This is a genomic window from Caballeronia sp. LZ024, assembly GCF_031451455.1.
Classification (GTDB): Bacteria; Pseudomonadota; Gammaproteobacteria; order Burkholderiales; family Burkholderiaceae; genus Caballeronia; species Caballeronia telluris.
The window spans coordinates 132,738-156,089 of sequence record NZ_JARUXL010000002.1 but is presented as its reverse complement, the minus strand read 5'-3'; the positions used below and the strand labels follow the sequence as shown (position 1 = coordinate 156,089).

Below are 23,352 nucleotides of genomic sequence, written 5' to 3'. Positions count from 1 at the left end.
GCAGGAGGAGGCAAGGATGAACGCACGGAGATCGAGATGGCAGCAAACATAAGCAGCGAGAACGACGACATCACGGCTGGCGCGACCGATGGCATGCTCGGACCTAACCCGTTCGTCGGCCTGCGAGCCATCGACATTTTCGCGGCTGTCCAGCAGATCGGCGCGCAGGCGATGCTGCATCCCGCGCTCCTCGTCGATCAAGCCGCGGCGCTCGCCTGCGATCTGACATCGGCCATGACCGGCCACGACACATCGTTGCCGCAAGCAAGCGACAAGCGCTTCGCCGATCCGGCCTGGCGCGATCAGGTGATGTACCGCACGACGTTGCAGGGTTATCAGGCGTGGCGCAATGCGCTTGCCGGTTTCGTCGAGCGCTCGGCACTCGATGAAACGAGCAAGGAACGCGCGCAGTTCGTGATGTCGCTCATGACCGACGCGCTCGCGCCGACCAACACGCTGCCGGGCAATCCCGCAGCGCTCAGGAAGTTCGTGGATTCCGGCGGCACGAGCTTCGTCGCGGGCATGAAGAATATGCTCGCCGACACGCTGAACAACAAGGGCATGCCCGCGCAGGTCGACAAGACCGCGTTCGAAGTCGGCAGAAATCTCGGCACGTCTGCGGGTGCGGTCGTGTTTCGCAACGAGGTCCTCGAACTCATTCAGTATGCGCCGACGACCCCGAACGTCTACGCTCGCGCGCAATTGATCGTGCCGCCGCAGATCAACAAGTTCTACATCTTCGATCTGGTTGCGAACAAGAGCATCGTCGAGTATCTGGTGAAGAGCGAGTTCCAGGTGTTCGTCGTGAGCTGGCGCAATCCCACCGCAGAACACCGTGACTGGGACATGGACACCTACGTCGCTGCGCTCATCGAAGCGATCCAGGCCGTGCGCGATATTACCGGTCACGCGGACGTCAATCTGCACGGCGCATGCTCCGGTGCGATGACGATCTCCGCGCTGCTAGGTCATCTGGCAAGCCGCGATCAGAAGACCGTCAATGCGGCAACGCTGATGGTGGCGGTGCTGGACAACACCGCGCGGTCCCAGTTGGGTCTCTTCACCACGCCCGAGGCCGTCGAGATGGCAAAACAGAACAGCATGGCGAAGGGCGTGCTGGAAGGCGAGGATATCGGTCGCGTGTTCGCCTGGATGAGACCCAACGATCTCGTCTGGAACTTCTGGGTCAACAACTATCTGCTCGGCAAGGCACCGCCGGCCTTCGACATTCTCTACTGGAACAACGACACCACACGTCTTCCGGCGAAGCTGCACGGTCAGTTGCTGGACATCTTCCAGGACAATCTCTTCACCAAGCCGCGGGCATTGAACGTCCTTGGCACGCCGGTCGATTTGTCGGAGGTCACGTGCGACACATACGTCATGGCTGGCATGACGGACCATATCACGCCGTGGAGAGGCGTCTACAACACGGCGCGCGCATTCGGCGGCAACACGCGTTACGTGCTGAGTTCGAGCGGCCATATCCAGAGCCTGATCAATCCCCCGGGCAATCCCAAAGCAAAGTTCTTCTCCAACGCAGACCTGCCCGACGACGCCGATGCATGGTTCGCCGGCGCTCAAGCTCATGCGGATTCGTGGTGGAACGACTGGCAACAGTGGCTCGCCGAACGTTCGGGTGAGCTGCGCGCCGCCCCCAAGACGCTCGGCAACAAGCGCCACAAACGACTGGCCGACGCGCCGGGAGCCTATGTCCTCGACGCCTGATCCGAAGACATGACCTGCCCATCGCGACGAGTCATGCTGGCGCGCTCGTGAGACGAACCGATCACATTCGCAAGGAAAAGAACAATGCAAAGTGTGCGCACCTTGGAAATTCATTCCGTCGTTCTTGAAGGGCAATTGCTGCGTGTCGGCATCTGGCGAGGCAGCGATGCTTCGCCGCCGCTCGTGATCTTCAATGGCATCGGCGCCAATCTGGAACTGATCCAGCCGTTCGTCGATGCGCTCGGCGACGTCGAAGTCGTCATGTTCGATATTCCGGGCGTGGGTGGGTCGCCGGCGCCGCTCGCGCCGTATCGCTTCTCCACGCTCTCAGCGCTGACCGACAAGCTGCTCGTGAAGCTCGGCTACAGCGGGCCGGTGGATGTGCTCGGCGTGTCGTGGGGTGGAGCGCTTGCGCAGCAGTTCGCGTATCAGTATCCGTCGCGTTGCCGGCGGCTGGTGCTTGCTTCCACTTCGCCGGGCGTCATCATGGTGCCCGGACCGATTTCCGTGCTGTCCAAGCTGATCGGGTCCCGCCGCTATAAGGACCCGAAGTTTCTGCAGGAGGTCGGCGCGGAGATCTATGGCGGCGCATATCGGCGCGATCCCGAGTTGCTGAAGGAACACGGACGCCACATCCAGGCGCCGGGCGGGCGAGGATACGTGTACCAACTGCTTGCCGTGTGGGGCTGGAGCAGCCTGCTATGGCTCGGGCGTCTGCGGCAGCCGACGCTCGTCATGCACGGTGACGACGACCCCATCGTGCCGCTCGTCAACGCGAAGATTCTGGCTTCCCGCATCCGTCAGGCGACGCTTCACGTCGTTGAGGACGGCCATCTCTTTCTCGTCACGCGAACGAGCGAAGTAGGTCCCGTGGTGCGCGACTTCCTGCTACAGAAGTAGCGCCCCAAAGGTCGACCAGCAATGTCGACGACCGACCGCACGGAGATGAACCGCCCGAAATGCGCACTTGACGCCCGGCAAGACTCCCGTATCATGGGTTCATTGGTGCAGCGCAGCAAAATACAGGCGCGGAAATTACCGTGCCCTGATGAATCCTTTTTTGGAGCGGTCAATGTTTCCTTATTCCCCCCAGCAGGCATCCTCGGTTGCAGCAGCAAACCTTCAGAGCTTCGTGAACGTGACGAAGCGTCTCGCGAGCGGTCTTCAACAACTCGCCGAGTTGAACGTGCAAACCGTGAAGACGGTGTTCGAGGAAAGCACGTCGGTTCTGAAGGCGGGTTCCAGCGCGAAACCGGGTGACTTCCTGAGCTGGCAATCGACGTTGCTTGCCGAGATTCCGGAGAAAACGGCGGCCTATACGCGGCATTACTTCGAGATCGTCCGTGCGACTGAAGCCGACATCCTGAACGAAACGCGCGGCCAGTACGAAAAATACGGCTTTGGCGTGAAGGGCATATTCGAATCGATGTCTCAGGGACCCACCGCGCTTTTGTCGAACATCGGCTCGGCATCGACGGATGTCGTCAACGAGTCGGCCGAGGTTATTCTCGACGCCAGCGCCGAGGTATCCGACGACGTCCAGGAAGCATCGGACGCCGCGCTACGTCCTGCCAAGGCCGGCTCGAAGCGTTGATCCTGAACGCTTGGCCTTGCGTATCACGGTTGTTCGAAGCCCGCTTCAGGCGGGCTTTTTATTGTGCTCGACACGAATAAGGAAAACCGATGGACCCTTTCGACGCGTTTGCCTCGACGCGCGACACGTTCTGGTCGCTGATCGCACTTGGACCAGTAGGGCTCGCGGCTCAGTTTTTCGTCGACCCGCAGACCTCGGTTGCGAGCGCCGCGCCGGAAACGATCAGCAAGCCGGACGCCGCGCATGGCGCTGCTCCGGAAGGCACGCAGGCGAGTGCGACTGCATCGCCCGTCGGGCGGTTGACTCTGCAAGCAGGCAAGCCCAACTGGTTGAGCAGCCGTTTCGAGCACGGCGACGACGCGCTTCACTTCAAGCTCTATGTGCCGAGCGGCTACCACAGCGAGCCGATGCCGATGATCGTCATGCTGCACGGCGCGCAGCAAGACCCAGACGACTTCGCCGCAGGCACCGAGATGAACGTCATCGCGGAAGCGCGGGGTTATATCGTCGTTTATCCGGAGCAGTCGGAGGGCGCGAATCCGTTCAAGTGCTGGAACTGGTTCAGGCCTGCAGACCGGACGCGGGAATCGGGCGAAACGGCGATGATCGCCGCCCTGACGCGCGAGGTCATGGCGATCTGCAATGTCGATGAGGCTCGCGTCTATGTCGCGGGGATGTCCGCGGGCGGCGCGATGGCGGTCAATCTCGCCGTGACGCATCCGGAGCTCTACGCGGCGGCGGCGATTCATTCGGGCGTCGCGTTCGGCGTGGCCGACGAACCGCTGTCGGCGCTTTGTGCCATGAACGACGGCATGGGGAAGGGGGGCTTGCCCGCACTATCGCCCGATGGCAGCCGGGCGCGTGCCGTGCCACTGATCGTCTTTCACGGCGATGCCGACGACACCGTGCATCCGCGTAACAGCGACCAGATCGTTTCCATGAGCCGGCTGCTGTCCGGCGCGCTCGATGCAACAGAAGCCAGTCCGTTGACGCGCGTCGAGATCGAGCGGAATGGTCACGGCTATACACATCACGTGTTTCATGATCGCGACGGCGTGGCGAGCGGCGAGCAGTGGATCGTTCACGGGCTCGGTCATGCATGGTCGGGAGGGAGCGCCGCCGGTACGCATACCGATGCGCGCGGTCCACACGCGACCACGGAGATCGTTCGATTCTTCAGCCAGTATTGCCTCGATCGTTGATTGATCGCGCGGGCGACCATGCTCGTCTCTGGCGTCGCACGGATTGTCGAACGGGAAGCGCGGCGGCTACACTTGATCCGTCCCCGCGCCTACCGACTTGCCGGCGCGGCCGCCTTCGAGCATGGCAAACCGGGCTTCGTCAACAGCGCATGGTCAACGACCTCTGGTACAAAAACGCGATCGTCTATTGCCTCTCCGTCGGCACGTTCATGGACGCGAACGGCGATGGAACCGGCGACTTCCAGGGCCTCGTGCGAAGGCTCGACTACCTGCAGGGCCTCGGCATCACGACGATCTGGCTCATGCCGTTCCAGCCGTCGCCGTGTCGCGACAACGGCTACGACATCTCTGATTACTACAACGTCGATCCGCGCTACGGCACGCTGGGCGACTTCACCGAGTTCACCCACGCGTGCCGCCAGCGCGGTCTGCGCGTGATGATCGATCTCGTCGTGAATCACACGTCGGACCAGCATCCGTGGTTTCGCGAGGCGCGGCGCGATCCACAGTCGAAATACCGGGACTGGTACGTCTGGTCGAAGAAGAAGCCTGCCAACGCCGAGGACGGCGTGGTGTTCCCGGGCGTGCAGAAGTCGACATGGACCTACGACAAGGAAGCGCGGATGTGGTACTTCCACCGCTTCTATGATTTTCAGCCCGACCTGAACACGGCCGACCCCTACGTGCAGGCCGAGCTGCTCAAGATCATGGGCTTCTGGATTCAGCTCGGCGTGTCGGGGTTTCGCATGGACGCGGTGCCGTTCGTCATCGCGACCAAGGGGCCGCAGGTGAAGCGCCCCGTCGAGCAGTACGACATGTTGCGCACCTTCCGCGAGTTCCTGCAATGGCGCGAGGGCGACGCGATCATCCTCGCCGAGGCGAACGTGCTGCCCAACACCGACATGCAGTATTTTGGCGACGCGGGCGAGCGGCTGCAGATGATGTTCAATTTCCAGGTCAATCAGACGACTTTCTATGCGCTCGCGAGCGCCGATGCCGGTCCGCTCAGGAAGGCGCTCCTCGCGACCCGATCGCGCGCGGCCACGGCGCAATGGGGCGTGTTCCTGCGCAATCACGACGAACTGGATCTCGGGCGCCTCTCGCCGCAGCAACGCGAGACCGTCTTTGCCGCGTTCGGCCCCGAGCCCGGCATGCAACTCTACGAGCGCGGCATCAGGCGACGCCTCGCGCCGATGCTCGACGGCGACCGGCATCGACTGGAACTCGCGTACAGCCTGATGCTGACATTGCCGGGGACGCCGGTCGTGCGCTACGGCGACGAAATCGGCATGGGCGACGACCTGCGCCTGCCCGAGCGCGAATGCGCGCGCACGCCGATGCAGTGGTCGACGGAGCCGCACGGCGGGTTCACGAAACACGGGCGGCCGGTATCGCGCGTGATATCGGGCGGCCCTTATGGATTCGAGCGCGTGAACGTGGCGGCGCAGCGACGCGATCCGAACTCGCTGCTCAACTGGATGGAGCGGATGATCCGTATGCGCAAGGAAGTGCCCGAGATCGGCTGGGGCGACTTCGCGATCCTGCGCGCCTCGCGCGAGGACGTGCTTGCGCTGCGCTACGACTGGCGCAACAACTCGGTCGTGTGCGTGCACAACTTCAGCGCTGCGGCCTGCACGATGAAGTTTCGCGTCGGGCCGGCGGGCGGGGAAAGCGACACGCTGGTGAGCTTGCTTTCCGACGACCACAGCCACGCCGATGCGTCCGGCCGCCATACGATCGTGCTGGAGCCTTATGGGTATCGGTGGTATCGGGTCGGGGGCCTGGATTATTTATTGAAGCGCAGTGAGGTTTGAGATCGCGCGCCGAGAGCTGTGTCGCGGGCGACGTGCCGGGCCGCCGATTTCTTTGGCGCACCGATTGCTGGCGCTATCACTGCAACGATGTCGAGTTACATCCGAGGTGAAAAAATGGACATCCCACGTCAGGTTGTTTCATTTCTTAGTTCTCGCGGCTTGATGCTCGCGACGGCCGAATCGTGCACCGCGGGCTACATGGCGTCACTGATCTCGTCGGTGCCGGGAAGCGGGAGTTGTCTGGACGTCGGATTCGTCACCTATTCGCCGTCCGGGAAAGTGGGTTTTCTCGGCGTGCGCGAAGAAACGATGAAACAGCACGGCCTCACCAGCGAGCAAGTCGCGCGAGAGATGTCGGAGGGTGCGCTCAGTCAAGAAGCATGCTGTGCGGACGTCGCCGTGTCAAACACGGGTGTCGCCGACGCGGTCGCCGGCGACGGTCCGCCGCCGGGTACGCAATGCTTCGCGTGGTCCTACAAGATGCGAGGCGGCGCGATAACGAGTTTCAGCGAGACGAAGGTCTTCGATGGCGAGCGCAACGAAGTCCGGCGCGCTGCGGCGCTCTATGCCCTCTCGCGTATCGAGCATTACTTCAACTGTCTACCGAAACACTGAAAGGACGGAGGCGAGCATGCAAGAAAACCCGAGCAATTGGCGGCAGTGGCAGCAGGATGTCATTCGCGAGCTGGGCGTTCGCGATAGCTTCGACGTCGATGCGGAACGCGAGCGACGCGTCGCCTTCCTGTCCGATTACCTGAGTTCGCAAGGCCTTCGGACCTACGTGCTCGGGATTAGCGGTGGCGTCGATTCATCGACGGCGGGGCGTCTCGCGCAACTCAGCGTCGAGCGTCTTCGTGCGCGTGGGTATGAGGCGCATTTTGTCGCCGTTCGGCTCCCATACGGAGCCCAGCGCGACGAGGAAGACGCGCAACATGCGCTGCAATTTATCCGTCCCGACGAAACCTTGGTCGTAGATGTAAAGCAGCCATCGGACGAGATGCTCCAGTCGCTCAAGCGGGGAGGCGCGCAATACGTCGATGACTTCCAGGAAGACTTCGTGCTCGGCAACATCAAAGCTCGCGAGCGGATGATCGCGCAGTACGCGATTGCCGGCGCGCGGCGAGGTGTCGTGATTGGCACTGACCACGCTGCTGAATCGCTCATGGGATTCTTTACGAAATTCGGCGACGGCGGTGCGGACGTCCTGCCTCTGTCGGGTCTGACCAAGCGCCGCGTGCGCGGGCTTGCGCGTTCGATGGGCGCGCAAGAACGCCTGGTCATGAAAGTGCCGACCGCGGATCTCGAGACGCTCACGCCGCAGCGGCCCGACGAGGACAGCTATGGCATCGGCTATGAAGACATCGACGATTTTCTGGAAGGAAAGGAAGTTAGCGACGAAGTCCTTAAGACAGTACATCGTTTCTTCATGGCGACACGACACAAACGATCGCTTCCGATCGAAGTTCCGAGAGATTGAAGCTGGACGCCGATGGCGGTCTTTGCTCCGGAATGAAACGACGAGTTCGTGCAATTGATGCACTCGGCGACGGTGCGGCCGCCCGCTAAAGGCGGCCGCAAGCGTGACGGTCGTTACGTCGCCTGGTTCGAACCGAGTTCGGCACCGGTGGTCGGCGAACTCGTCGGGTCGGACGCGGTCCGCTCCGCCATCGCCTTCAAGGTCTCGACCTCTTGCAAGGACACCTGCACGGTGGCTAAGCCATCGCCCCCGTCGACGGCCGGCTGCGGGTCTTCGACGAACTTCCAGTCGCCACCCTCGTTCCACGGGCCACGGGCGTCGTTGCCCTTCGACATGTTGAAGTACACGCTCGCGAATTCCGGATCGCCGGGAAGCTTGCCCTGCGGGAAGTTCGGCTGAATAGCGTGCAGCGCCTTCTCGAACGACTTCTGGTGCGCGATCTCGCGTGTCATGAGAAAGCCGAGCGCTTCCTTAATGCCAGGATCGTCTGTCACGTTGATCAGACGTTCATAGACGATCTTCGCCCGTGCCTCGGCGGCGATGTTCGAGCGCAGATCGGCCGTCGGTTCGCCGATCGTGTCGATGTAGGCGGCGGTCCACGGCACACCGGCGGAGTTCGTGAGGGCCGGACCGCCGCCATAGAGCAGCGCGGTCGTGTGCGAGTCGTTGCCATTGCCCGTGAGGGACCGGTAAAGCTCGGCTTCGGACTCCACGGCTTCTGCGAGTTGCCCCTTCGCACCCTTGTTCAGCATCGCGACAATCGAGCCGATGACTTCGAGGTGGCTCAGTTCTTCAGTGGCGATGTCGAAGAGCAGATCCTTGCGCCCCGGATCGTCTTCCGCGACGGCCTGAGTGAAGTAACGGCAGGCGGCGGCAAGCTCTCCTTGCGGTCCACCGAACTGCTCGAGAAGCAGATTGGCGAGACCCGGATTGGGCGCAGCTACGCGGACGGTGTATTGCAGGCGTTTGTTATGCACGAACATTTCAAAGGCTCCTTGTTTGAGGACGCAAGATTTCGTGTGGCTTGGCGCCACAATCGGATTTGCAATAGGTTTGAAATCTCGAAGCTACCGAGAGGAGCGCGAGTGCGTCGCTTGCGGCCGTCTGCTTCGAGCCTCAGCGCAAGGCAATGCCGCGCTGGCGTGATGCGGTCGTGAAAAGCGGCCGCGTGGTGATTAGCGCATGCCGTCGGAGTCGCCATCGCGATCGAGCGGCACGCGGGTTCATCTTCAGCAACGCGCGTGCCACTGAGTTGCGGCACGGTCGCGTCGTTTGCGAACGAGCAAGATGCGGCCATTTCTCGCACCCAAAGGAGCAGTGCCGTTTCATTCGCGAATTGCCAAGGTCCTAAAGCCGGCTTCGTTCAGCCTTGCAGGCGAAAGCTGGTTGGCATGTTTCGTGCTGCAAGCGATAAAAAAATCTCACCGGAAGGACGCAGGAATGAAAGCGACGATTCTTTCCCATGAACAGGCGCCGTCTCCCGATTCAGCGGAAATTCACCGCTTCGGATTCGAGCTTGACGATGGGTATGCGCAACCTTTGCGCGAGACGATCTCGCTGCGCACCGCGCGCGTGATCGTCGAAAACCTTGAGGATGGCAACGCGTTCATCAAGATGTTGCAGGCGATCGTGTCGGCGAACCGCAACGAATACGACTCCCTCATCGGGAATGTGTATCCCGATCATTTCAGCGATTCGCCGTCGAGCGACCGTCCGATGCCCGGGCCTCACAGCGAAGCCCCGCAACCGTAAAGCCCGAAGAGGACGGGCGCCCGCGATTTCCTTTCGAGGACTTGCGATTCAGACGTCGAGCTTCACCTTGAGCCAACCCGGCTGCCGCGAATCGAACGCTTTGTAGGCATCCATCACGTTCATGATCGGCTCGCGGTTAGTCAGCACCGGCAAAGGATCGAACGAACCGTTGCGAACGCGTTCGACAAGATCCGGCACGATCGAACGGTGATTGCAGTTGCCCATCTTGAGCGTGAGGTTCTTGTTCATCGCGGCCCCTAGCGGGAAAAAGCGGTCGTTCGGCGGATACACGCCGATCACACCGAGCGTGCCTGCCTTAGCGAGCGCGGCCACGGCCCAGTCGAGCGCCTGCGTAGGCGCATCGCCCGGTATCCAGTTGCCGCCGGCGGTGTTGCGCTCGCGCGTGACCTCGCGACTTTCCGTCTCGCCCTGTTGCGCCGCTTCAGACGAGGCAGCCGGGCCGGAGCGCGCATGCTGAGCGTCGACACCGACGGCATCGATTGCGCGATCGACGCCGATGCCGCCCGTGAGCGAGAGGATCGCCTCCACCGGGTCTTCCTCGTCGAAGTTCACTGTCTCCGCGCCTTGTGCCCGCGCAGTGTCGAGACGATCTGGCAGGCGGTCGACGACGATCACCCGCCCCGCGCCGAGCAGCCACGCGCTCGCCACCGCGAATTGTCCGACCGGCCCCGCACCGAACACGACGACCGTGTCGCCGCGTGTGACCTCGGCGAGTTGGGCTCCAAAGTAGCCGGTCGGAAATATGTCGGACATGAGTATCGCTCGGTCATCGTCGATACCGTCGGGCAGCCTGACGAGACTCGCGTTCGCGAACGGCGTGCGTGCATATTCGGCTTGTAATCCGTTGATCGGACCGGTGGACTTGGGGCCGCCGAAGAAGGCCGTCCCTGCGCTTGCACCGTTGGGGTTGGCGGTGTCGCACTGAGCCGTGTAGCCAAAGCGACAGTAGGAGCAGAAGCCGCAGGAAATCGTCGACGGGATCAGAACCCGGTCGCCGCGTTTCAGGTTGCGCACGCCTTTGCCCACTTCCTCGATGACGCCGACGCCTTCATGTCCGAGGATCGTTCCCGCCTGCATGCCGCCGAGCGTGCCTCGGATCATATGTAAGTCGGTGCCACAGATCGCGCTGGATGTAAGGCGCACGATCGCGTCGTTGTCGCGCTCGAGCGACGGGTCGGGCACGGTATCGAGCGAGATGTTGCCAATGTCGTGGAAGACGACTGCTTTCATGGTATCTCCTTCGAGGCGGTTCGAGACGCATCTTGCAGCAACCGTTGCGCCTAGTCGCGATAGCCCCGTGCTTAAGGCACCCTGATTGCTATAACAACGTCGATAGCTGATTCTCAACCGGCGATGACTCGTGGAGGCGATCGTGAAAGCACTCAGATGGCATGGAAAAAAGGACATTCGATGCGACACGGTTCCTGATCCGCAAATCGAGCAGCCACGCGACGCGATCATCAGAGTGTCGTCGTGCGCCATCTGCGGCTCGGATCTGCACCTCTACGATGATTTCATGCCGGGCATGGAGCCCGGCGACATCATGGGTCACGAATTCATGGGCGAGGTCGTCGAGGTCGGCAAGGGCAACACGGCGCTCAAAGTGGGCGAACGCGTCGTCGTGCCCTTCACCATCATTTGCGGGGAATGCGACCAGTGCAAGCGCGGCAATTTTTCGGTTTGCGAACGCTCGAACCGTAACAAAGACGCGGCCGACAAGCTCTTCGGCCACACCACCGCCGGCCTTTTTGGCTACACGCATCTGACGGGCGGCTATGCGGGCGGGCAGGCCGAGTATGTGCGCGTGCCGTTCGCGGACAAGACTCACGTCAAGATTCCCGAGGGCCTGACTGACGAACAGGTTCTCTTTCTTGGTGACATCTTTCCGACCGGCTGGCAGGCGGCCGCGCAATGTGACATCGAACCGACGGACACGGTCGCGATCTGGGGCGCGGGTCCGGTCGGGCAGATGGCGATCAGAAGCGCCGTCTTGCTCGGCGCGAAGCAGGTGATCGCGATCGACTGCGTGCCCGAGCGTCTCACGATGGCGCGCGCAGGCGGCGCAACGACGATCGACTTCAAAAACGAGAGCGTGCTCGATCGCCTTAAGGAACTCACCCGCGGCAAGGGCCCGGAAAAATGCATCGACGCGGTGGGCATGGAGTCGCACGCCACGCGCTCCATCGACTCGATCTACGACCGCGCGAAGCAGGCCGTGATGCTCGAGACCGACCGCCCCCATGTGCTGCGCGAGATGATTTATGTGTGCCGTCCTGCGGGCACCCTATCGGTGCCGGGTGTCTATGGCGGGCTCATCGACAAGATTCCGTTCGGCGCGTCGATGAACAAGGGGCTCACGTGGCGCATGGGGCAGACGCACGTCAATCGCTGGACCGATGATCTGCTCAAGCGCATTCAGGAGGGTCAAATCGATCCTTCCTTTGTCATTACGCATCGAATGCCGCTCGCCGATGGACCGTCCATGTACAAGACGTTCCGCGATAAGGAAAACGGCTGCATCAAGGTCGTTCTGAAGCCCTAGACGTTCTTGATCGGCCTTTTCAGTTGGGTTGAGTCCGCAAGAAGGAGAGGCAATGAAAACCAACGCCATCGTTATAGCAACGGGCGCGGCAGCTCTGTTGACTGCCATCACGCCGTGCATCGCGCGCGCCGAGACTTCGACGGCGCCGGGAACCTCGCAGCACGGAAGCGGGTCGGGAAAGTCCGCGGGGGTCGAAGGCGGCGCCGGAGCAGCGGGGCAGCAGGGCACGGACCCCGCCACGCTTAGCCGCACGGAGGAACAGCGTATCAAGCAGCAGAACGCCAAAAGTGGCAATCCCCAAGCGGGCTCGAAGCGGCAGGATTGGAAACAGTAAGCCGCCGAGCCACGCGAACGGCGATGACTCGTTGACGGTGTTACCTACATCACAACAACTTTAATGAACGATAGCCCCAAGGCGAAAGCACGCAGACGCAAATGTCTCGACCCTGAACTCGAAACGGCCCTTCGGAAGGTCTTCGGCTTTCCGCATCTGCGCCCCGGACAGGAGGAGGTCATTCGCAGTGTCATCGAGGAGCACGATACGCTTGCCGTCATGCCCACTGGCGCCGGCAAATCGTTGTGCTACCAGTTGCCCGCGCTGCAATTCGATGGGATGACGGTCGTCGTGTCGCCGCTCATTTCGCTGATGCGCGATCAGGCGGTCAAGCTGAAAGACGCCGGCATTGCAACGGCGGTCATCAACAGCACACTCTCGGCAAGCGAAGAGAACGAGGCTATGCAGTCCCTGGCGAATGGCGCGGTACGCATTCTGTTCGTCACGCCCGAGCGGCTCGTCAATGCGGAGTTCACGGCATCGCTCACTCGCAAAGAAGTGCCGGGCGTATCGCTTGTCGTGATCGACGAAGCACATTGCATTTCTCAATGGGGCCACGACTTTCGGCCCGCCTATGTCGAGCTGATTCACGCGATCAAGTTGCTCGACCGTCCACCCATCCTCGCGCTGACCGCGACCGCCACGCCGGCCGTCATCGCGGACATCGTGAACGAGCTCCAGATGCAGCGTCCGAACATCATCAACACGGGCGTGTATCGCGAGAACCTGCACTTCGCCGTCGAGCAGTTGACCAATATCGAGGACAAGCGCAAGCGCGTGGTCGAACTGGCAAGTACAACCGAAGGCAGCGGCATCATCTATTGCGCGACCATCGCCGAATGTGAGGCATTGCATGCGCTGCTCGTCGAAGCGGGCGTGGATGCCGGGCGATACCACGGCAAGCTGGCGGCGCGGATGCGCTCCGAATCGCAAGATGCGTTCATGGAGAATCGCACGCGCCTGATGGTGGCGACCAATGCATTCGGGATGGGCATCGACAAGCCGGACATTCGCTTCGTGATTCATGCGCAGATGCCCGGCAGCCTCGATGCCTACTATCAGGAAGCAGGGCGGGCCGGCCGCGACGGCGAAGTCGCGCGCTGCATCTTGTTGTTCGAGTTGAAGGACAAGCAGGTACAGCAGTTCTTTCTAAGCGGACGCTTTCCCAGTGCGGAGACCATTCGCCGTGTCGCTGAAACGGTAAGCGAACTCGCGCGCGAAGGCGGAGGCGATACGCTGGAAAAGCCGCTCGAACGACTGCGTGAAGCGTTGCCGACCATTGGCGCGAACAAGCTGCGCGTGGCGGTGGCTCTGCTCAACGATGTCGGCATGGCGCGTCGCACGCGGCGCGGCGGCATGAAGCTGATCGACGACGGTGCGGCTTTCGCCCGTCTGGACGACGCGGCGAGCGAATACACGGCGCGAGCCGGGCGCGATCGCGCGGTGCTGGAGCGCATGATCGACTATGCGCAAAGCGCGCGCTGCCGCTGGCGCATGCTGCTCGATTATTTTGCCGACGATGCCAGCGACGCACGCATGCTCGGGCCGTTGAAGTCGGCGGAGGTCAGCTACCGCAAACCGGAAGACGAACTCGAGGGCGAAGCTTGTGGTGTCTGCGACAACTGCGTGCATCCGCCCGAAGTGGTCGAGAGTGCGCGCGAACTGCGCGAGCAGGCCTTGGCGAGTGAGCAGCAAGAGCAGCCGGCACGCGCCGTGGACACGTTCGCACAAGGCGATCGCGTGCGCGTGCGCCGCTATGGCGTGGGCGAGGTCGAACTCGTCAGCGGCGAGCGCGTCGCCGTGCGCTTCGCCGACGACTCGACGCGCACGTTTATCGCCCGCTATGTAAAGCGTGCGCCGCAGTGAGCGAATCGCGCTGCTGAACCAGTTGCCGAAAATAGTGCGCGGTACGCCGCAGCCCCTCATCGAGCGATGTAGTCGGACGCCAGTTCAGCACGTCGAGCGCCCGCGAAATATCGGGCTTGCGATGCCACGGATCATCCATCGGAAGCGGCTTGAATACGATTTCGGACGATGATCCTGTCAACGCGACGATGCGTTGCGCAATCTCCAGCATCGACAGCTCCTGCGGATTGCCAAGATTGATCGGGCCGGTCACGTCGTCGGGCGTGTTCATGAGGCGGATGAACGCATCGATCATGTCGTCGACGTAACAAAACGATCGTGTCTGCAAGCCTTCGCCGTAAACGGTGATGGGTACGCCGGCCAGCGCCTGCATCAGGAAGTTCGACACCACGCGCCCATCCGAAGGATGCATTCGCGGCCCATAGGTGTTAAAGATGCGCGCTATTTTGATCGACAATCGGTGCTGCCTTCGATAATCGACAAAGAGTGTTTCCGCGCAGCGCTTGCCCTCGTCGTAACACGAGCGCGGTCCGATCGGATTCACATGGCCCCAGTAGTCCTCCGGCTGCGGATGGATTCGCGCATCGCCATACACTTCGCTCGTCGATGCCTGGAAAATTTTGGCGCCGACTCGCTTTGCGAGTCCAAGCATGTTGATGGCGCCATGCACGCTCGTCTTGGTCGTCTGCACCGGATCGTGCTGATAGTGGACCGGCGAGGCGGGACAAGCGAGGTTGTAAATCTCATCCACTTCGACATACAGCGGAAAGGTCACGTCGTGACGCATCAGCTCGAAGTTGGTGCTGTCGAGTAGATGCGCGATGTTGTCCTTCGTCCCCGTGTAGAAGTTGTCGACGCAGAGCACGTCGTGCCCTTGCATGACGAGCCGCTCGCAAAGATGCGAGCCGAGAAAGCCGGCGCCGCCCGTCACGAGAATACGCTTGCGATGTGCTTCTTTCATGATCGTCCCTGTTGCGTTCAATGACTCACTTCAATGGCTTACGTCGTGCAACGCGTTGCTCCAGTCGCGTATGAAGCGGTCAATGTGAAAGCGTTCGAGCGCAGTACGCCGCGCGCCTTCGCCGAGCCGACGCGCTTCAGCGGGATCGCGCAGCAGCCCCTGCATTCGATCGACGAGCGTGTCCAGATCGGTATCGATAAAGCCGCTTTCGTCATTGCGGATCACGGTCGCAAGCTCGGTTGTCGCCAGGCCGATGATCGGCATCCCGATCGTCATCGCTTCGACGATCGCGAGTCCAAGGCTCGTCCATCGGATAGGATTGAAGAAGAAGCGGTACTGCGCGGTGAAGGCAGCAAGATCGAGGTTGCCGATTTCTCCGATGCCGCCCGCCGCCTTTGCATCCATGCCGACGAGATCGAGCGGCACGCGTCCCGCAACGTCGGCAAAGACATCGCTGCCGAGGCGCCGTCCGCGTTGCTTAAGATGGTTGACTACGACGATCCCTCGTGCTTTCTCACCGGTATAACGCACGCCTTCCGGCACCACGACGCCGTGTTCGATCACCTGTACCGGCGTGTCCCCCGAGTCCCACATCAGCCGGTTGAAGTGCGTCACATGGACGAGCAGTGTGCGCGGGTCTTGTACCCAGTGGCGTTCTTCGAACGCGTTCTGCTGCGGCGGATCGTGCTCGATGTAGACGGTCGGAAGCCGCCGTTGCGCTTCGCTTAGTACGTTCACGCGGTCATCGAACCAGTGCGTGCGATGCTGAAACAGGACCACATCGAACTCCTGCGACGCGACCTGATCGATCGGAACTTCATGCACATTGTCGCCCCAAGGGAGCACGCCGACCTTGCCTGCATGACCGGGCGGATGCGATGGCTTCGTGACGAGATAGAAGTCGTGCGGGACCTGCGTCAGATAATAGAGGTAATTGCCGTGCACATGCCACGTGAGGATGCGCAGACGGCGTTGGCGTTCAGTCGGCATGGGTTGTGATAAGCGGTCGGGAAGCATAGCGGTTCAACTGCATGCGCGCGGTATCGAGTACTTGTTGCACGTCGATTGCAAGAGCGCACGGGTGACCGAAGGGACAGTCGCGATAGGAGCACGGGCGGCATGGCGGATAGGCTGCGAGTACGCGATGACGTTCGCGATCGAGCGGTGCCCAGCGGCGCGTATCGCTACCCGAAGCGATCACGACGCTCGGCGTGCGCATGGCGGCCGCGACGTGCGACAGGCCTGTGTCGTTGCACACCACGAGTTGCGCGCAGCCGACGAGCGCGGCCAGTCCGCCAAGCGAAGTGCGTCCGGTGAGGTCTGCCGCCAACGGACCGAGCGACGCCGCAAGCGCCGACGTCAACGTCGTCTCGCTGGCGCTGCCCGTGATCGCAATCTGCCAGCCGTCGCACGCTAGTGCGCGCGCAACTTGCGTAAAGCGCTCGACCGGCCAGCGCCGCGAGGGCAGCTGGGCGCCCACATGCACGAGGATGAGGCGCCGCGCTTCGAGTTCGAAGGCGTCCATGAGCCGCTCGCGTTCGTCGAGATCTTTTGCGCTTAGCGGGATCTCGAGCCGCTGGTCGCCGGCGTCGCATCCAAGCGCCTGCATGAGGGCGTTATAGCGTGTGGGTTCGGGGAGATCGTCGGGCCATGCGATGAATGAGCCGGGACGCGAGGCTTCGCCGGGCTGGACGAAGCCCGCGTGGGTGCGCGCGTTCCATTGCGCGACGATGTCGTTCGCCACGCCGCCGCTGCCGTGCATCTGGATCGCAAGATCGAAGCGGAGCTCGCGCATCATCGCGCAGAAGCCTTCGAGATGCTCGTCGGTTTCATGTTGCTCGGGGAAGCCGGCCGCACCGGGAAATACGATCAGCTCGTCCAGCAGATGTGAATAGCGATCCACGAAAGCCTGCGCCCACGGCAAGCCGATCAATACGATATGCGCATCCGGATATCGCTTTCGCAAGGCGCGCAACGCGGGCACGCAACACAGCATGTCGCCGAGTTGAAGCGCTCGGAAGATCGCGATACGGCGCGTGTCGTCGAGCGCGTTCATACGAAGGGCACCCTAAACTTGATTGCGCCATAGAGCCGCCAAAAGACGGACAAGAACGGAATTGCCGCGGACGTATACGCCATTTCGAGTACGTGCGAGGCGCTGCGCGAGGTGGTCGCGAGGCGCTTCGCGCAGAACCAGCCGGTCATCGCAAGCCACGCGGCGGCGGCTAAGGCCGACGTCTTCGAATGTCCGAGGGCGAACGCGCAAACAGCAAGCACGGCCGATGCGATGATCGCGTAGTACAGAAACGGAGGCGCGCGCCTGATGCGTTCGCGGAATAGCCGTGGATACTTCTTGTAGAGCAACGCATCGAACTGGCTCTTCTTCTGCTGAGAAAGGCTGACGCCCCAGCGGGCGGGTCGCACCGGATGGATCACGACCGCATCGTCCGCGCGTGCGAGCGCGAACCCCGCGTCGAGCAGCGCGAACTGCAAGTCGGAGTCCTCGCGCCACGCCGACGTGTAGCGTTCGTCGAATCCGCCGGTTCGCATCAGCGCCGCGCGCTCGACAAATGCATTGGCCGTCGCGAATTCGGCGCTTGCAAGCCCCGCGGCGTCGCGTTCATAGTCGGATGGATGCTCGGGGATCGGCACGACGATGCGCCCTGAAACGGCTTGTGCTCCAGCGTCGAGCGCCTGCAAACCGGCCTTAAGCCAGTGAGTGGCAGGCTGCGTGTCGTCGTCGGTAAAGGCGATGCGTTGCGCAAGGGCGGCTTGCCACCCCGCATTGCGCGCGCCAGCGGGACCTTGAGTCGACGTCACCGGCAGGTAACGAATCCGTGGGCCCTTCACCGCATGATCGTTCGCGAGACGTTGCACATCATCGCGCGTCGCGTCGTCGGGACCGTCATCGCATACGATGATCTCGTAGCGCCCCGGATCGATGTCTTGCGCGAGTACGCTCGCAAGGCAGCGCGCCAGCATGTCCGGACGACGGTAAGTCGGTATCACGACGGAGACCTCGGGCAACGCGCCGGTGTAGGCATGTTCGACGGGCGACGCGTGCGCCATGCTCGCTTCGTCGCCGTACATATCCGACATTCCGCCCATCACGGTGCTCATGCGCGTGCCCCTTTCTTTTCGATGAGGAACGAGCCGATCACGAGCGCGTCGAGCGGCGACGTCCAGAAGGATTCGAGCGCGTCGCGCGGTGAATTCACCATCGGCTCGCCACGCGTATTGAACGAAGTGTTCACGAGCACCGGCACGCCGGTGCGCGCCTTGAACGCGGCTAGCAAGTCATAGTAGAGCGCATGCTGTTCGCGATTGATGGTCTGCACGCGCGCGGTTCCATCGACGTGGCGCACGGCAGGAATCTGTTTCTCCTTGCCGGGGCGAACATCGAATATGAATAGCATGAACGGCGCGACGCGCGCATCGACAAACCATTCGTTCGCATGCTCCTCCATCACGACCGGCGCGACTGGCCTGAAGTCTTCGCGATCCTTGATCTCGTTGAGCTTGGCCTGCATGCCCAGATCGACCGGTGACGCGAGGATCGATCGCGCACCCAGTGCGCGCGGACCGAACTCGGTGCGTCCTTGATACCAGCCGATCACACGGTTGCTGGCGAGGATGTCGGCGGTTTCTTCGGCGATATTGTCGAGACGACGATAGGGGACCTTCGCCCATTGCAGGAATTGCTCGATCTCGTCGTCCGTATAGCCCGGGCCGTAATACGCGTGATTCATCACCCAGCGCCTGGTCGTTTCACCTTGCCTGCGCCGTTCGCGATGATCGATCCATAACGCAGCGCCGAGCGCCGTACCGGCATCGCCCGCAGCCGGCTGGACCCACACGTCGGCGAACGGACCGCGATCGCGTAGTCGCGCATTCATGACGCAGTTGAGCGCGACACCGCCCGCCATCGCGAGATGATCGAGACCAGTTTGCCTATGCAGCCAGCGCGCGAGTTCAAGCACGGTGTCCTCGAGCACGGTCTGCAACGAATGCGCGATATCGAAGTGCCGTTGTTCCAGCGGACCGCCGCGTTCACGAGCCGCACCGAACCGCTCGACGAGACGCGGCGCATCGACGGTGTATGTCCCGTCTTGCCGGTACTTCACGATTTCGCGAAACTGGTCCACGTAGAGCGGCTTGCCATACGAGGCGAGTGCCATGACCTTGTATTCGTCGGACGAGTGCAGGAAGCCGAGATAGGCAGTCACTGCTTCATAGAGCAATCCGAGCGAATGTGGCAGTTCGACTTGCCTCAGACGCTTGTACTCGCCGTCGACGAACTGCCCGAGGCTCGTGGTCACTCCTTCGCCGCGACCATCCATCGTTAGGACGGCGGTGTCGGTGAACGGCGCGGCAAGAAAGGCGCTCGCTTCATGGGACAGATGATGATCGACGTAATGCCATTCGAAGCACGGCGCCCGGCCGCCGCTCCTGAAGCGCTTCTGCAAGTGATGCGGCGCGCCGTCGATGAGTTGTGCTCTTGCGTTCACGATATAGCTGAGAAAGAGCGGGTCCCACGGAGATTCCGAGGGATTCGTCATCGTCTTCTTGCCCGGTTCGAGCGGCAGCTCGATCGTGGAGCGCGAGGCGGAAGGCATCGTCGAGAGAAGATGCGGATCGTACGAATACGCAACATGATCGAGATCGGCGAGTTCGATGCCCGCCTCCTTCAGGCAGTAGTCGATCGCATGAAACGGCAACTCCCAGGTTGAAAACGGTACCGGCCGCTTTGCATGCTTGACGTGCGTAAAGCGCTCGTCTTCGGCCGCCGCGATGACCGCGCCGTCCTTCAGGAGGGCCGCCGCGCTGTCGTGATAAACCGCATTGATTCCCAATGTGTACATGACAAGAGCTCGGTGAGGTTTCAGATTGTCGGGAGCGGCACGGCCAAGGCTTCGCGGTTGGCGCGGCGCTCGTCCATCAGTTCGCAAGCGGCGGCGACCACGTCGTCGACGACGACGCCATTAAGGCACGCGTGATGCCCCTCGGGGCACACGCTGCGATAGCACCAGCGGCAAGGCACGTCCTGATACAGCACGCGATGGGGCGTCTGCCACGGCATGTGCTGCGGATTCGTGAGCGCGTAAAGATCGACGACGGGCGTGCCGAGCGCCGAGGCAATGTGAACCGGACCGCTGTTGTTCGATACGAGGACGCGCGCGCCACGGATCAGCGCGGCAAGTTCGCCTAGATTCAGCGCACCGGCAAGATCGATCGCGTTCGGATGTGCACCGCAGACGAGCGCGGTAAGGTCCGCTTCGGCCTGAGCGCCGGAGACGAAGACCGTGCAGCCCGTCATGTGCGCCAGGCGTTCGGCGGCCTGTGCGAAGCGCTCTGGCGGATAGCGTCTCGATGCGGCGCTCGCACCCGGATGAATGACGATATAAGGCTCCTCGGCCCTCGCGTGGAGTAGCGAGAGCTTGCGCGCAAGACTCGCGGCGTCTTGCGGCGATACGTCGAAGCGCATGCGCCGATCCTGCGTCTCAGCGCCCACCTGCGCGACGAGCGCTAGTTGCCGCTCGACTTCATGACGCGTGCCATGCTGCGGTTCGGTCTCGGCGACCCAATCGGTCAGCAGGCCATAGGGATTCTCGCGGCAGTGCGCAAGCCGTTTGCCGATGCCCGCAAGATGACACAGCATCGCGGCGGGCAACGGATTTTGGCTATAGACGCTGAAGATCACGGCGGCGTCGAAATTTCCTCGCGCAAGACGCTCGCGCATCGCGAGATCGTTGCGGAAATCGGGAGGCGCGTTTTGCTTGACCCACGGGGCATCGTATTCGATCACGTCGTCGACGTCGGAAAGATGGCGCGAGGCGGCCGCGCCCGCATGCGATGCAAGGAGCGTCAGATGCCGTTGGGGACCCGCCCATCGCAACGCGTGCAACGCTGGCGTGGTCATCAATACGTCGCCGAGGTTATCGAGCCGGACGCACAGAATGCGTTTTACGTCGTCGCCCCACGGGCGCACGGACGTCGCCGCCGGTGTGCGGGCGTGAGCCCCCAGCGTGAGTGGGATCGGGTTGCGGCTCATCGCGCAATCTCCCTCGCGCTTAGGCGTTTGTCCGTGGCGTCGCGAATTGCCAGGGCTGCGCGAAACATGTCGGTGGCGACGACATGCGGCTCGCGCAACGCTCCGCCACGCCACACGGTCTCGTTGCCGTTGTCGATCAGGATGGTGCGGCATCCCGCACGCCGGCCTGCTTCGATGTCGTCGAGAATGTCACCGATGAACCAGCTATCTGCAAGCACGACGCCGTGCTCACGCGCCGCGCGCAGCAGCATGCCGGGCATCGGCTTGCGGCAATCGCATTCGCGGTTATAGGGTTCGACCGTCCCTTCGGCATCGTGCGGACACCAGTAGAACGCGCTGAGTGTCGCGCCGCATTCGGCAAAAAGTTCGTGTAGCTTCGCTTCGACTTCATTGAGCGATTCGATCGGAAAGCGCCCGCGTGCCACACCGCTCTGGTTGCTGATGACGAAGATGGGCACAGCGAGCGCGCAGAAGATCGAAAGCGCTTCGCGCGCGCCGGGTGCGAGCCGCATCGCGTCGGGATCGACGTTGTAGGGCACGTCATCCAGCAGGGTGCCGTCCTTATCCAGAAAGATCGCAGCGGCGGCGGTCATGCAGAAGCGCCTCCGGCTGCGATGCGCGTGCGCTCTTCGAAGCCGCCAACGTGCTCACTCGTCGCAATGCCCGCGACGCGCGCGTACACGCGCGCGAGCGACTGGGCAACGCCGTGCCATGTGAACATCTGCTTCGCGCGCTCTAGCCCAGCCGCACCCATGCGCTCGGCGAGTCGCGGATCGCGCTTCAATACGGCGAGGCAATTCGCGAGCGCCATCGGGTCCTTAGGCGGGACGAGCAGGCCCGTGTGCCCATGCGCCACTGAATAGCGGATGCCGCCGACATCGGCGCCTATCACCGGCCGTGCGCACGCCATCGCTTCAAGCGGCGTGATGCCGAAGGGTTCGTACCAGGGCGTCGTGACGAATACATCGGCGGCGTTGTAGAAGAGCCTTAGCCGTTGCCGCGCGTGCCGTCCAAGGAACTCGACTTGCGGCTCGATCGAGCACGCGCGCGCGATGCCTCTTAGCCGTCCGATCTCCGGCGTGGCGAGCTCGTTCGGGTCGTCGGAGTTGCCGCCCACGACATATAGATGCGCGGTTTCGCCAAACTCCCGATTGCAAGCAGCGATGGCTCGCACAACGTTTTCGATGCCCTTTCGCGGCACCATGCGCCCGAGCTGCAGGGCGATATACCGGTCGTGCGGCCAGCCTAGTTCCTCGCGCGCTTCCGCACGATCGATCGGATAGAACTCGTCGCTGTCGAAGCCGCAGGGCACGAGGTCGATGCGCGCCGGGTCCGCGCGATACAGCGACACGAGATCCGCTTCGTCTTGCGGACACTCCGCGATCACGGAATCGGACTGCGTGACGAGTGCGTCCTCGATGTCGAAGCGCGCGTCGGGGAAGCCGTCGTCCGTGCCTTGATGAATGCGGCGAACGCGACCGAGCGCATGAAACGTCGTGACGAGCGGCGTGCCGAGTGCTTCCTTCACACGCAGTCCTACAAGGCCCGACATGAAGAAGTTCGCGTGTACCACATCATAGGGTTCGTCTTCGCGGCGGAAAAATTCGATCGTGAAGCGAGCGAAATCATCCATGAACGGAAGAAGCTGCTCTTTGGGAAGCTGCGTCGGCGGTCCGGCAGGTACATTGATCACGCGCACGCCGTCGAGGCGTGACACGAGCGGCAATAGCGACCGGTCACATCGCGTGAAGACGTCCACGCGATGACCGTCGCGAACAAGTTGCTTCGCGATGTTCGCGACATAGATATTCTGTCCTCCGCTATCGACACCGCCCGCGACGGCTAGTGGCGATGCGTGTTCGCTGATCAGGGCGATCTTCATGTCGTGGTTCCGTCTGGGCTTGTCGGTCATGCAGCGCAATGGCTGAGGCGAGACGGTTTCAGCATTCGTTGTGCCACTCGTAAAAAAACGCGCATAAGCGTTTGTTCGTTGCGCGACGAAAGCAATT

At 62.3% G+C, this 23,352-nt stretch carries 21 protein-coding genes; 11 read left to right on the top strand and 10 right to left on the bottom strand.

Annotated elements, in window-relative coordinates:
• Positions 1 to 36: 36 nt before the first annotated feature.
• The 7 genes from QCE48_RS16135 to nadE all read left to right on the top strand — a co-directional run bounded on the left by QCE48_RS16135 (position 37) and on the right by nadE (position 7,815).
• Complete coding sequence (locus QCE48_RS16135; RefSeq protein WP_309784832.1) at positions 37 to 1,728, top strand: alpha/beta fold hydrolase; 1,692 nt, start codon at positions 37 to 39, stop codon at positions 1,726 to 1,728.
• Positions 1,729 to 1,812: 84 nt separating this feature from the next.
• Complete coding sequence (gene phaZ / locus QCE48_RS16130) at positions 1,813 to 2,628, top strand: poly(3-hydroxyalkanoate) depolymerase (protein ID WP_309784831.1); 816 nt, start codon at positions 1,813 to 1,815, stop codon at positions 2,626 to 2,628.
• 67 nt (positions 2,629 to 2,695) lie between these two features.
• Positions 2,696 to 3,322, top strand: a complete 627-nt coding sequence (phaP, locus tag QCE48_RS16125; RefSeq protein ID WP_309784830.1) for a TIGR01841 family phasin — start codon at positions 2,696 to 2,698, stop codon at positions 3,320 to 3,322.
• An 89-nt stretch (positions 3,323 to 3,411) separates the two neighbouring features.
• Positions 3,412 to 4,524, top strand: a complete 1,113-nt coding sequence (locus QCE48_RS16120) for a PHB depolymerase family esterase (protein ID WP_309784829.1) — start codon at positions 3,412 to 3,414, stop codon at positions 4,522 to 4,524.
• Positions 4,525 to 4,673: 149 nt separating this feature from the next.
• A complete protein-coding gene (locus QCE48_RS16115; protein ID WP_309784828.1) occupies positions 4,674 to 6,338 on the top strand; it encodes an alpha-amylase family protein in 1,665 nt (554 codons plus the stop codon).
• Between the two features lie 114 nt (positions 6,339 to 6,452).
• Positions 6,453 to 6,953 (top strand): CinA family protein, encoded by a 501-nt coding sequence (locus QCE48_RS16110; protein WP_309785082.1) that lies wholly within the window; start codon positions 6,453 to 6,455, stop codon positions 6,951 to 6,953.
• 16 nt (positions 6,954 to 6,969) lie between these two features.
• A complete protein-coding gene (gene nadE / locus QCE48_RS16105) occupies positions 6,970 to 7,815 on the top strand; it encodes an ammonia-dependent NAD(+) synthetase (RefSeq protein ID WP_309784827.1) in 846 nt (281 codons plus the stop codon).
• Positions 7,816 to 7,928: 113 nt separating this feature from the next.
• Here the strand turns inward: nadE and QCE48_RS16100 are convergent, their stop codons facing one another.
• A complete protein-coding gene (locus tag QCE48_RS16100) occupies positions 7,929 to 8,798 on the bottom strand; it encodes a manganese catalase family protein (RefSeq protein ID WP_309784825.1) in 870 nt (289 codons plus the stop codon).
• Between the two features lie 304 nt (positions 8,799 to 9,102).
• Here QCE48_RS16100 and QCE48_RS16095 point away from each other — a divergent pair, with 304 nt between their 5' ends.
• Positions 9,103 to 9,567, top strand: a complete 465-nt coding sequence (locus QCE48_RS16095) for a hypothetical protein (protein WP_309784824.1) — start codon at positions 9,103 to 9,105, stop codon at positions 9,565 to 9,567.
• A 48-nt stretch (positions 9,568 to 9,615) separates the two neighbouring features.
• Here QCE48_RS16095 and QCE48_RS16090 read toward each other — a convergent pair whose 3' ends face one another.
• Positions 9,616 to 10,818 (bottom strand): zinc-dependent alcohol dehydrogenase, encoded by a 1,203-nt coding sequence (locus tag QCE48_RS16090; protein WP_309784822.1) that lies wholly within the window; start codon positions 10,816 to 10,818, stop codon positions 9,616 to 9,618.
• A 142-nt stretch (positions 10,819 to 10,960) separates the two neighbouring features.
• Here QCE48_RS16090 and QCE48_RS16085 point away from each other — a divergent pair, with 142 nt between their 5' ends.
• From QCE48_RS16085 to QCE48_RS16075, 3 genes are all read left to right on the top strand, one after another.
• Positions 10,961 to 12,130 carry a zinc-dependent alcohol dehydrogenase gene (locus QCE48_RS16085; protein WP_309784820.1) on the top strand — a complete coding sequence of 390 codons (1,170 nt, stop codon included), beginning with the start codon at positions 10,961 to 10,963 and terminating at the stop codon, positions 12,128 to 12,130.
• A gap of 52 nt (positions 12,131 to 12,182) precedes the next feature.
• Positions 12,183 to 12,464 carry a hypothetical protein gene (locus QCE48_RS16080; RefSeq protein ID WP_309784818.1) on the top strand — a complete coding sequence of 94 codons (282 nt, stop codon included), beginning with the start codon at positions 12,183 to 12,185 and terminating at the stop codon, positions 12,462 to 12,464.
• Between the two features lie 63 nt (positions 12,465 to 12,527).
• A complete protein-coding gene (locus QCE48_RS16075; RefSeq protein WP_309784817.1) occupies positions 12,528 to 14,330 on the top strand; it encodes an ATP-dependent DNA helicase RecQ in 1,803 nt (600 codons plus the stop codon).
• Here the strand turns inward: QCE48_RS16075 and QCE48_RS16070 are convergent.
• The 8 genes from QCE48_RS16070 to QCE48_RS16035 are packed head-to-tail and all read right to left on the bottom strand — an operon-like array spanning position 14,296 to position 23,225.
• Positions 14,296 to 15,291, bottom strand: a complete 996-nt coding sequence (locus tag QCE48_RS16070; protein ID WP_309784816.1) for an SDR family oxidoreductase — start codon at positions 15,289 to 15,291, stop codon at positions 14,296 to 14,298. The genes QCE48_RS16075 and QCE48_RS16070 overlap by 35 nt on opposite strands.
• 30 nt (positions 15,292 to 15,321) lie before the next feature.
• Complete coding sequence (locus QCE48_RS16065) at positions 15,322 to 16,281, bottom strand: glycosyltransferase family 4 protein (RefSeq protein WP_309784815.1); 960 nt, start codon at positions 16,279 to 16,281, stop codon at positions 15,322 to 15,324.
• A complete protein-coding gene (locus QCE48_RS16060) occupies positions 16,271 to 17,347 on the bottom strand; it encodes a glycosyltransferase family 9 protein (protein ID WP_309784814.1) in 1,077 nt (358 codons plus the stop codon). The genes QCE48_RS16065 and QCE48_RS16060 overlap by 11 nt, the downstream gene beginning before the upstream one ends.
• A complete protein-coding gene (locus tag QCE48_RS16055) occupies positions 17,344 to 18,411 on the bottom strand; it encodes a glycosyltransferase family 2 protein (RefSeq protein WP_404982605.1) in 1,068 nt (355 codons plus the stop codon). Before QCE48_RS16055 ends, QCE48_RS16060 begins: the two co-directional genes overlap by 4 nt.
• The gene (locus tag QCE48_RS16050; RefSeq protein ID WP_309784813.1) at positions 18,408 to 20,153 is read right to left on the bottom strand and encodes a carbamoyltransferase C-terminal domain-containing protein; all 1,746 of its coding nucleotides are present in this window, start codon (positions 20,151 to 20,153) and stop codon (positions 18,408 to 18,410) included. The genes QCE48_RS16055 and QCE48_RS16050 overlap by 4 nt, the downstream gene beginning before the upstream one ends.
• A gap of 20 nt (positions 20,154 to 20,173) precedes the next feature.
• Positions 20,174 to 21,343: a glycosyltransferase family 9 protein gene (locus QCE48_RS16045; protein WP_309784812.1), complete on the bottom strand. Its 1,170-nt coding sequence runs from the start codon at positions 21,341 to 21,343 to the stop codon at positions 20,174 to 20,176.
• Positions 21,340 to 21,936, bottom strand: coding sequence for an HAD family hydrolase (locus QCE48_RS16040; RefSeq protein ID WP_309784811.1), 597 nt, complete (start codon positions 21,934 to 21,936; stop codon positions 21,340 to 21,342). Before QCE48_RS16040 ends, QCE48_RS16045 begins: the two co-directional genes overlap by 4 nt.
• A complete protein-coding gene (locus QCE48_RS16035) occupies positions 21,933 to 23,225 on the bottom strand; it encodes a glycosyltransferase family 1 protein (protein ID WP_309784810.1) in 1,293 nt (430 codons plus the stop codon). Before QCE48_RS16035 ends, QCE48_RS16040 begins: the two co-directional genes overlap by 4 nt.
• Positions 23,226 to 23,352 lie beyond the last annotated feature (127 nt).

What these genes read in the sequence shown, in the direction of transcription:
- QCE48_RS16045 (WP_309784812.1), bottom strand. Translation starts at nt 21,343, where the DNA reads ATGAGCCGCAACCCGATCCCACTCACGCTGGGGGCTCACGCCCGCACA.
- nadE (WP_309784827.1), top strand. Translation starts at nt 6,970, where the DNA reads ATGCAAGAAAACCCGAGCAATTGGCGGCAGTGGCAGCAGGATGTCATT.
- QCE48_RS16060 (WP_309784814.1), bottom strand. Translation starts at nt 17,347, where the DNA reads ATGAACGCGCTCGACGACACGCGCCGTATCGCGATCTTCCGAGCGCTT.
- QCE48_RS16050 (WP_309784813.1), bottom strand. Translation starts at nt 20,153, where the DNA reads ATGTACACATTGGGAATCAATGCGGTTTATCACGACAGCGCGGCGGCC.
- QCE48_RS16095 (WP_309784824.1), top strand. Translation starts at nt 9,103, where the DNA reads ATGCGGCCATTTCTCGCACCCAAAGGAGCAGTGCCGTTTCATTCGCGA.
- QCE48_RS16065 (WP_309784815.1), bottom strand. Translation starts at nt 16,281, where the DNA reads ATGCCGACTGAACGCCAACGCCGTCTGCGCATCCTCACGTGGCATGTG.
- QCE48_RS16070 (WP_309784816.1), bottom strand. Translation starts at nt 15,291, where the DNA reads ATGAAAGAAGCACATCGCAAGCGTATTCTCGTGACGGGCGGCGCCGGC.
- QCE48_RS16040 (WP_309784811.1), bottom strand. Translation starts at nt 21,936, where the DNA reads ATGACCGCCGCCGCTGCGATCTTTCTGGATAAGGACGGCACCCTGCTG.
- QCE48_RS16090 (WP_309784822.1), bottom strand. Translation starts at nt 10,818, where the DNA reads ATGAAAGCAGTCGTCTTCCACGACATTGGCAACATCTCGCTCGATACC.
- QCE48_RS16100 (WP_309784825.1), bottom strand. Translation starts at nt 8,798, where the DNA reads ATGTTCGTGCATAACAAACGCCTGCAATACACCGTCCGCGTAGCTGCG.
- QCE48_RS16055 (WP_404982605.1), bottom strand. Translation starts at nt 18,411, where the DNA reads ATGAGCACCGTGATGGGCGGAATGTCGGATATGTACGGCGACGAAGCG.
- phaZ (WP_309784831.1), top strand. Translation starts at nt 1,813, where the DNA reads ATGCAAAGTGTGCGCACCTTGGAAATTCATTCCGTCGTTCTTGAAGGG.
- QCE48_RS16080 (WP_309784818.1), top strand. Translation starts at nt 12,183, where the DNA reads ATGAAAACCAACGCCATCGTTATAGCAACGGGCGCGGCAGCTCTGTTG.
- QCE48_RS16075 (WP_309784817.1), top strand. Translation starts at nt 12,528, where the DNA reads ATGAACGATAGCCCCAAGGCGAAAGCACGCAGACGCAAATGTCTCGAC.
- QCE48_RS16115 (WP_309784828.1), top strand. Translation starts at nt 4,674, where the DNA reads ATGGTCAACGACCTCTGGTACAAAAACGCGATCGTCTATTGCCTCTCC.
- QCE48_RS16120 (WP_309784829.1), top strand. Translation starts at nt 3,412, where the DNA reads ATGGACCCTTTCGACGCGTTTGCCTCGACGCGCGACACGTTCTGGTCG.
- QCE48_RS16110 (WP_309785082.1), top strand. Translation starts at nt 6,453, where the DNA reads ATGGACATCCCACGTCAGGTTGTTTCATTTCTTAGTTCTCGCGGCTTG.
- QCE48_RS16135 (WP_309784832.1), top strand. Translation starts at nt 37, where the DNA reads ATGGCAGCAAACATAAGCAGCGAGAACGACGACATCACGGCTGGCGCG.
- QCE48_RS16035 (WP_309784810.1), bottom strand. Translation starts at nt 23,225, where the DNA reads ATGAAGATCGCCCTGATCAGCGAACACGCATCGCCACTAGCCGTCGCG.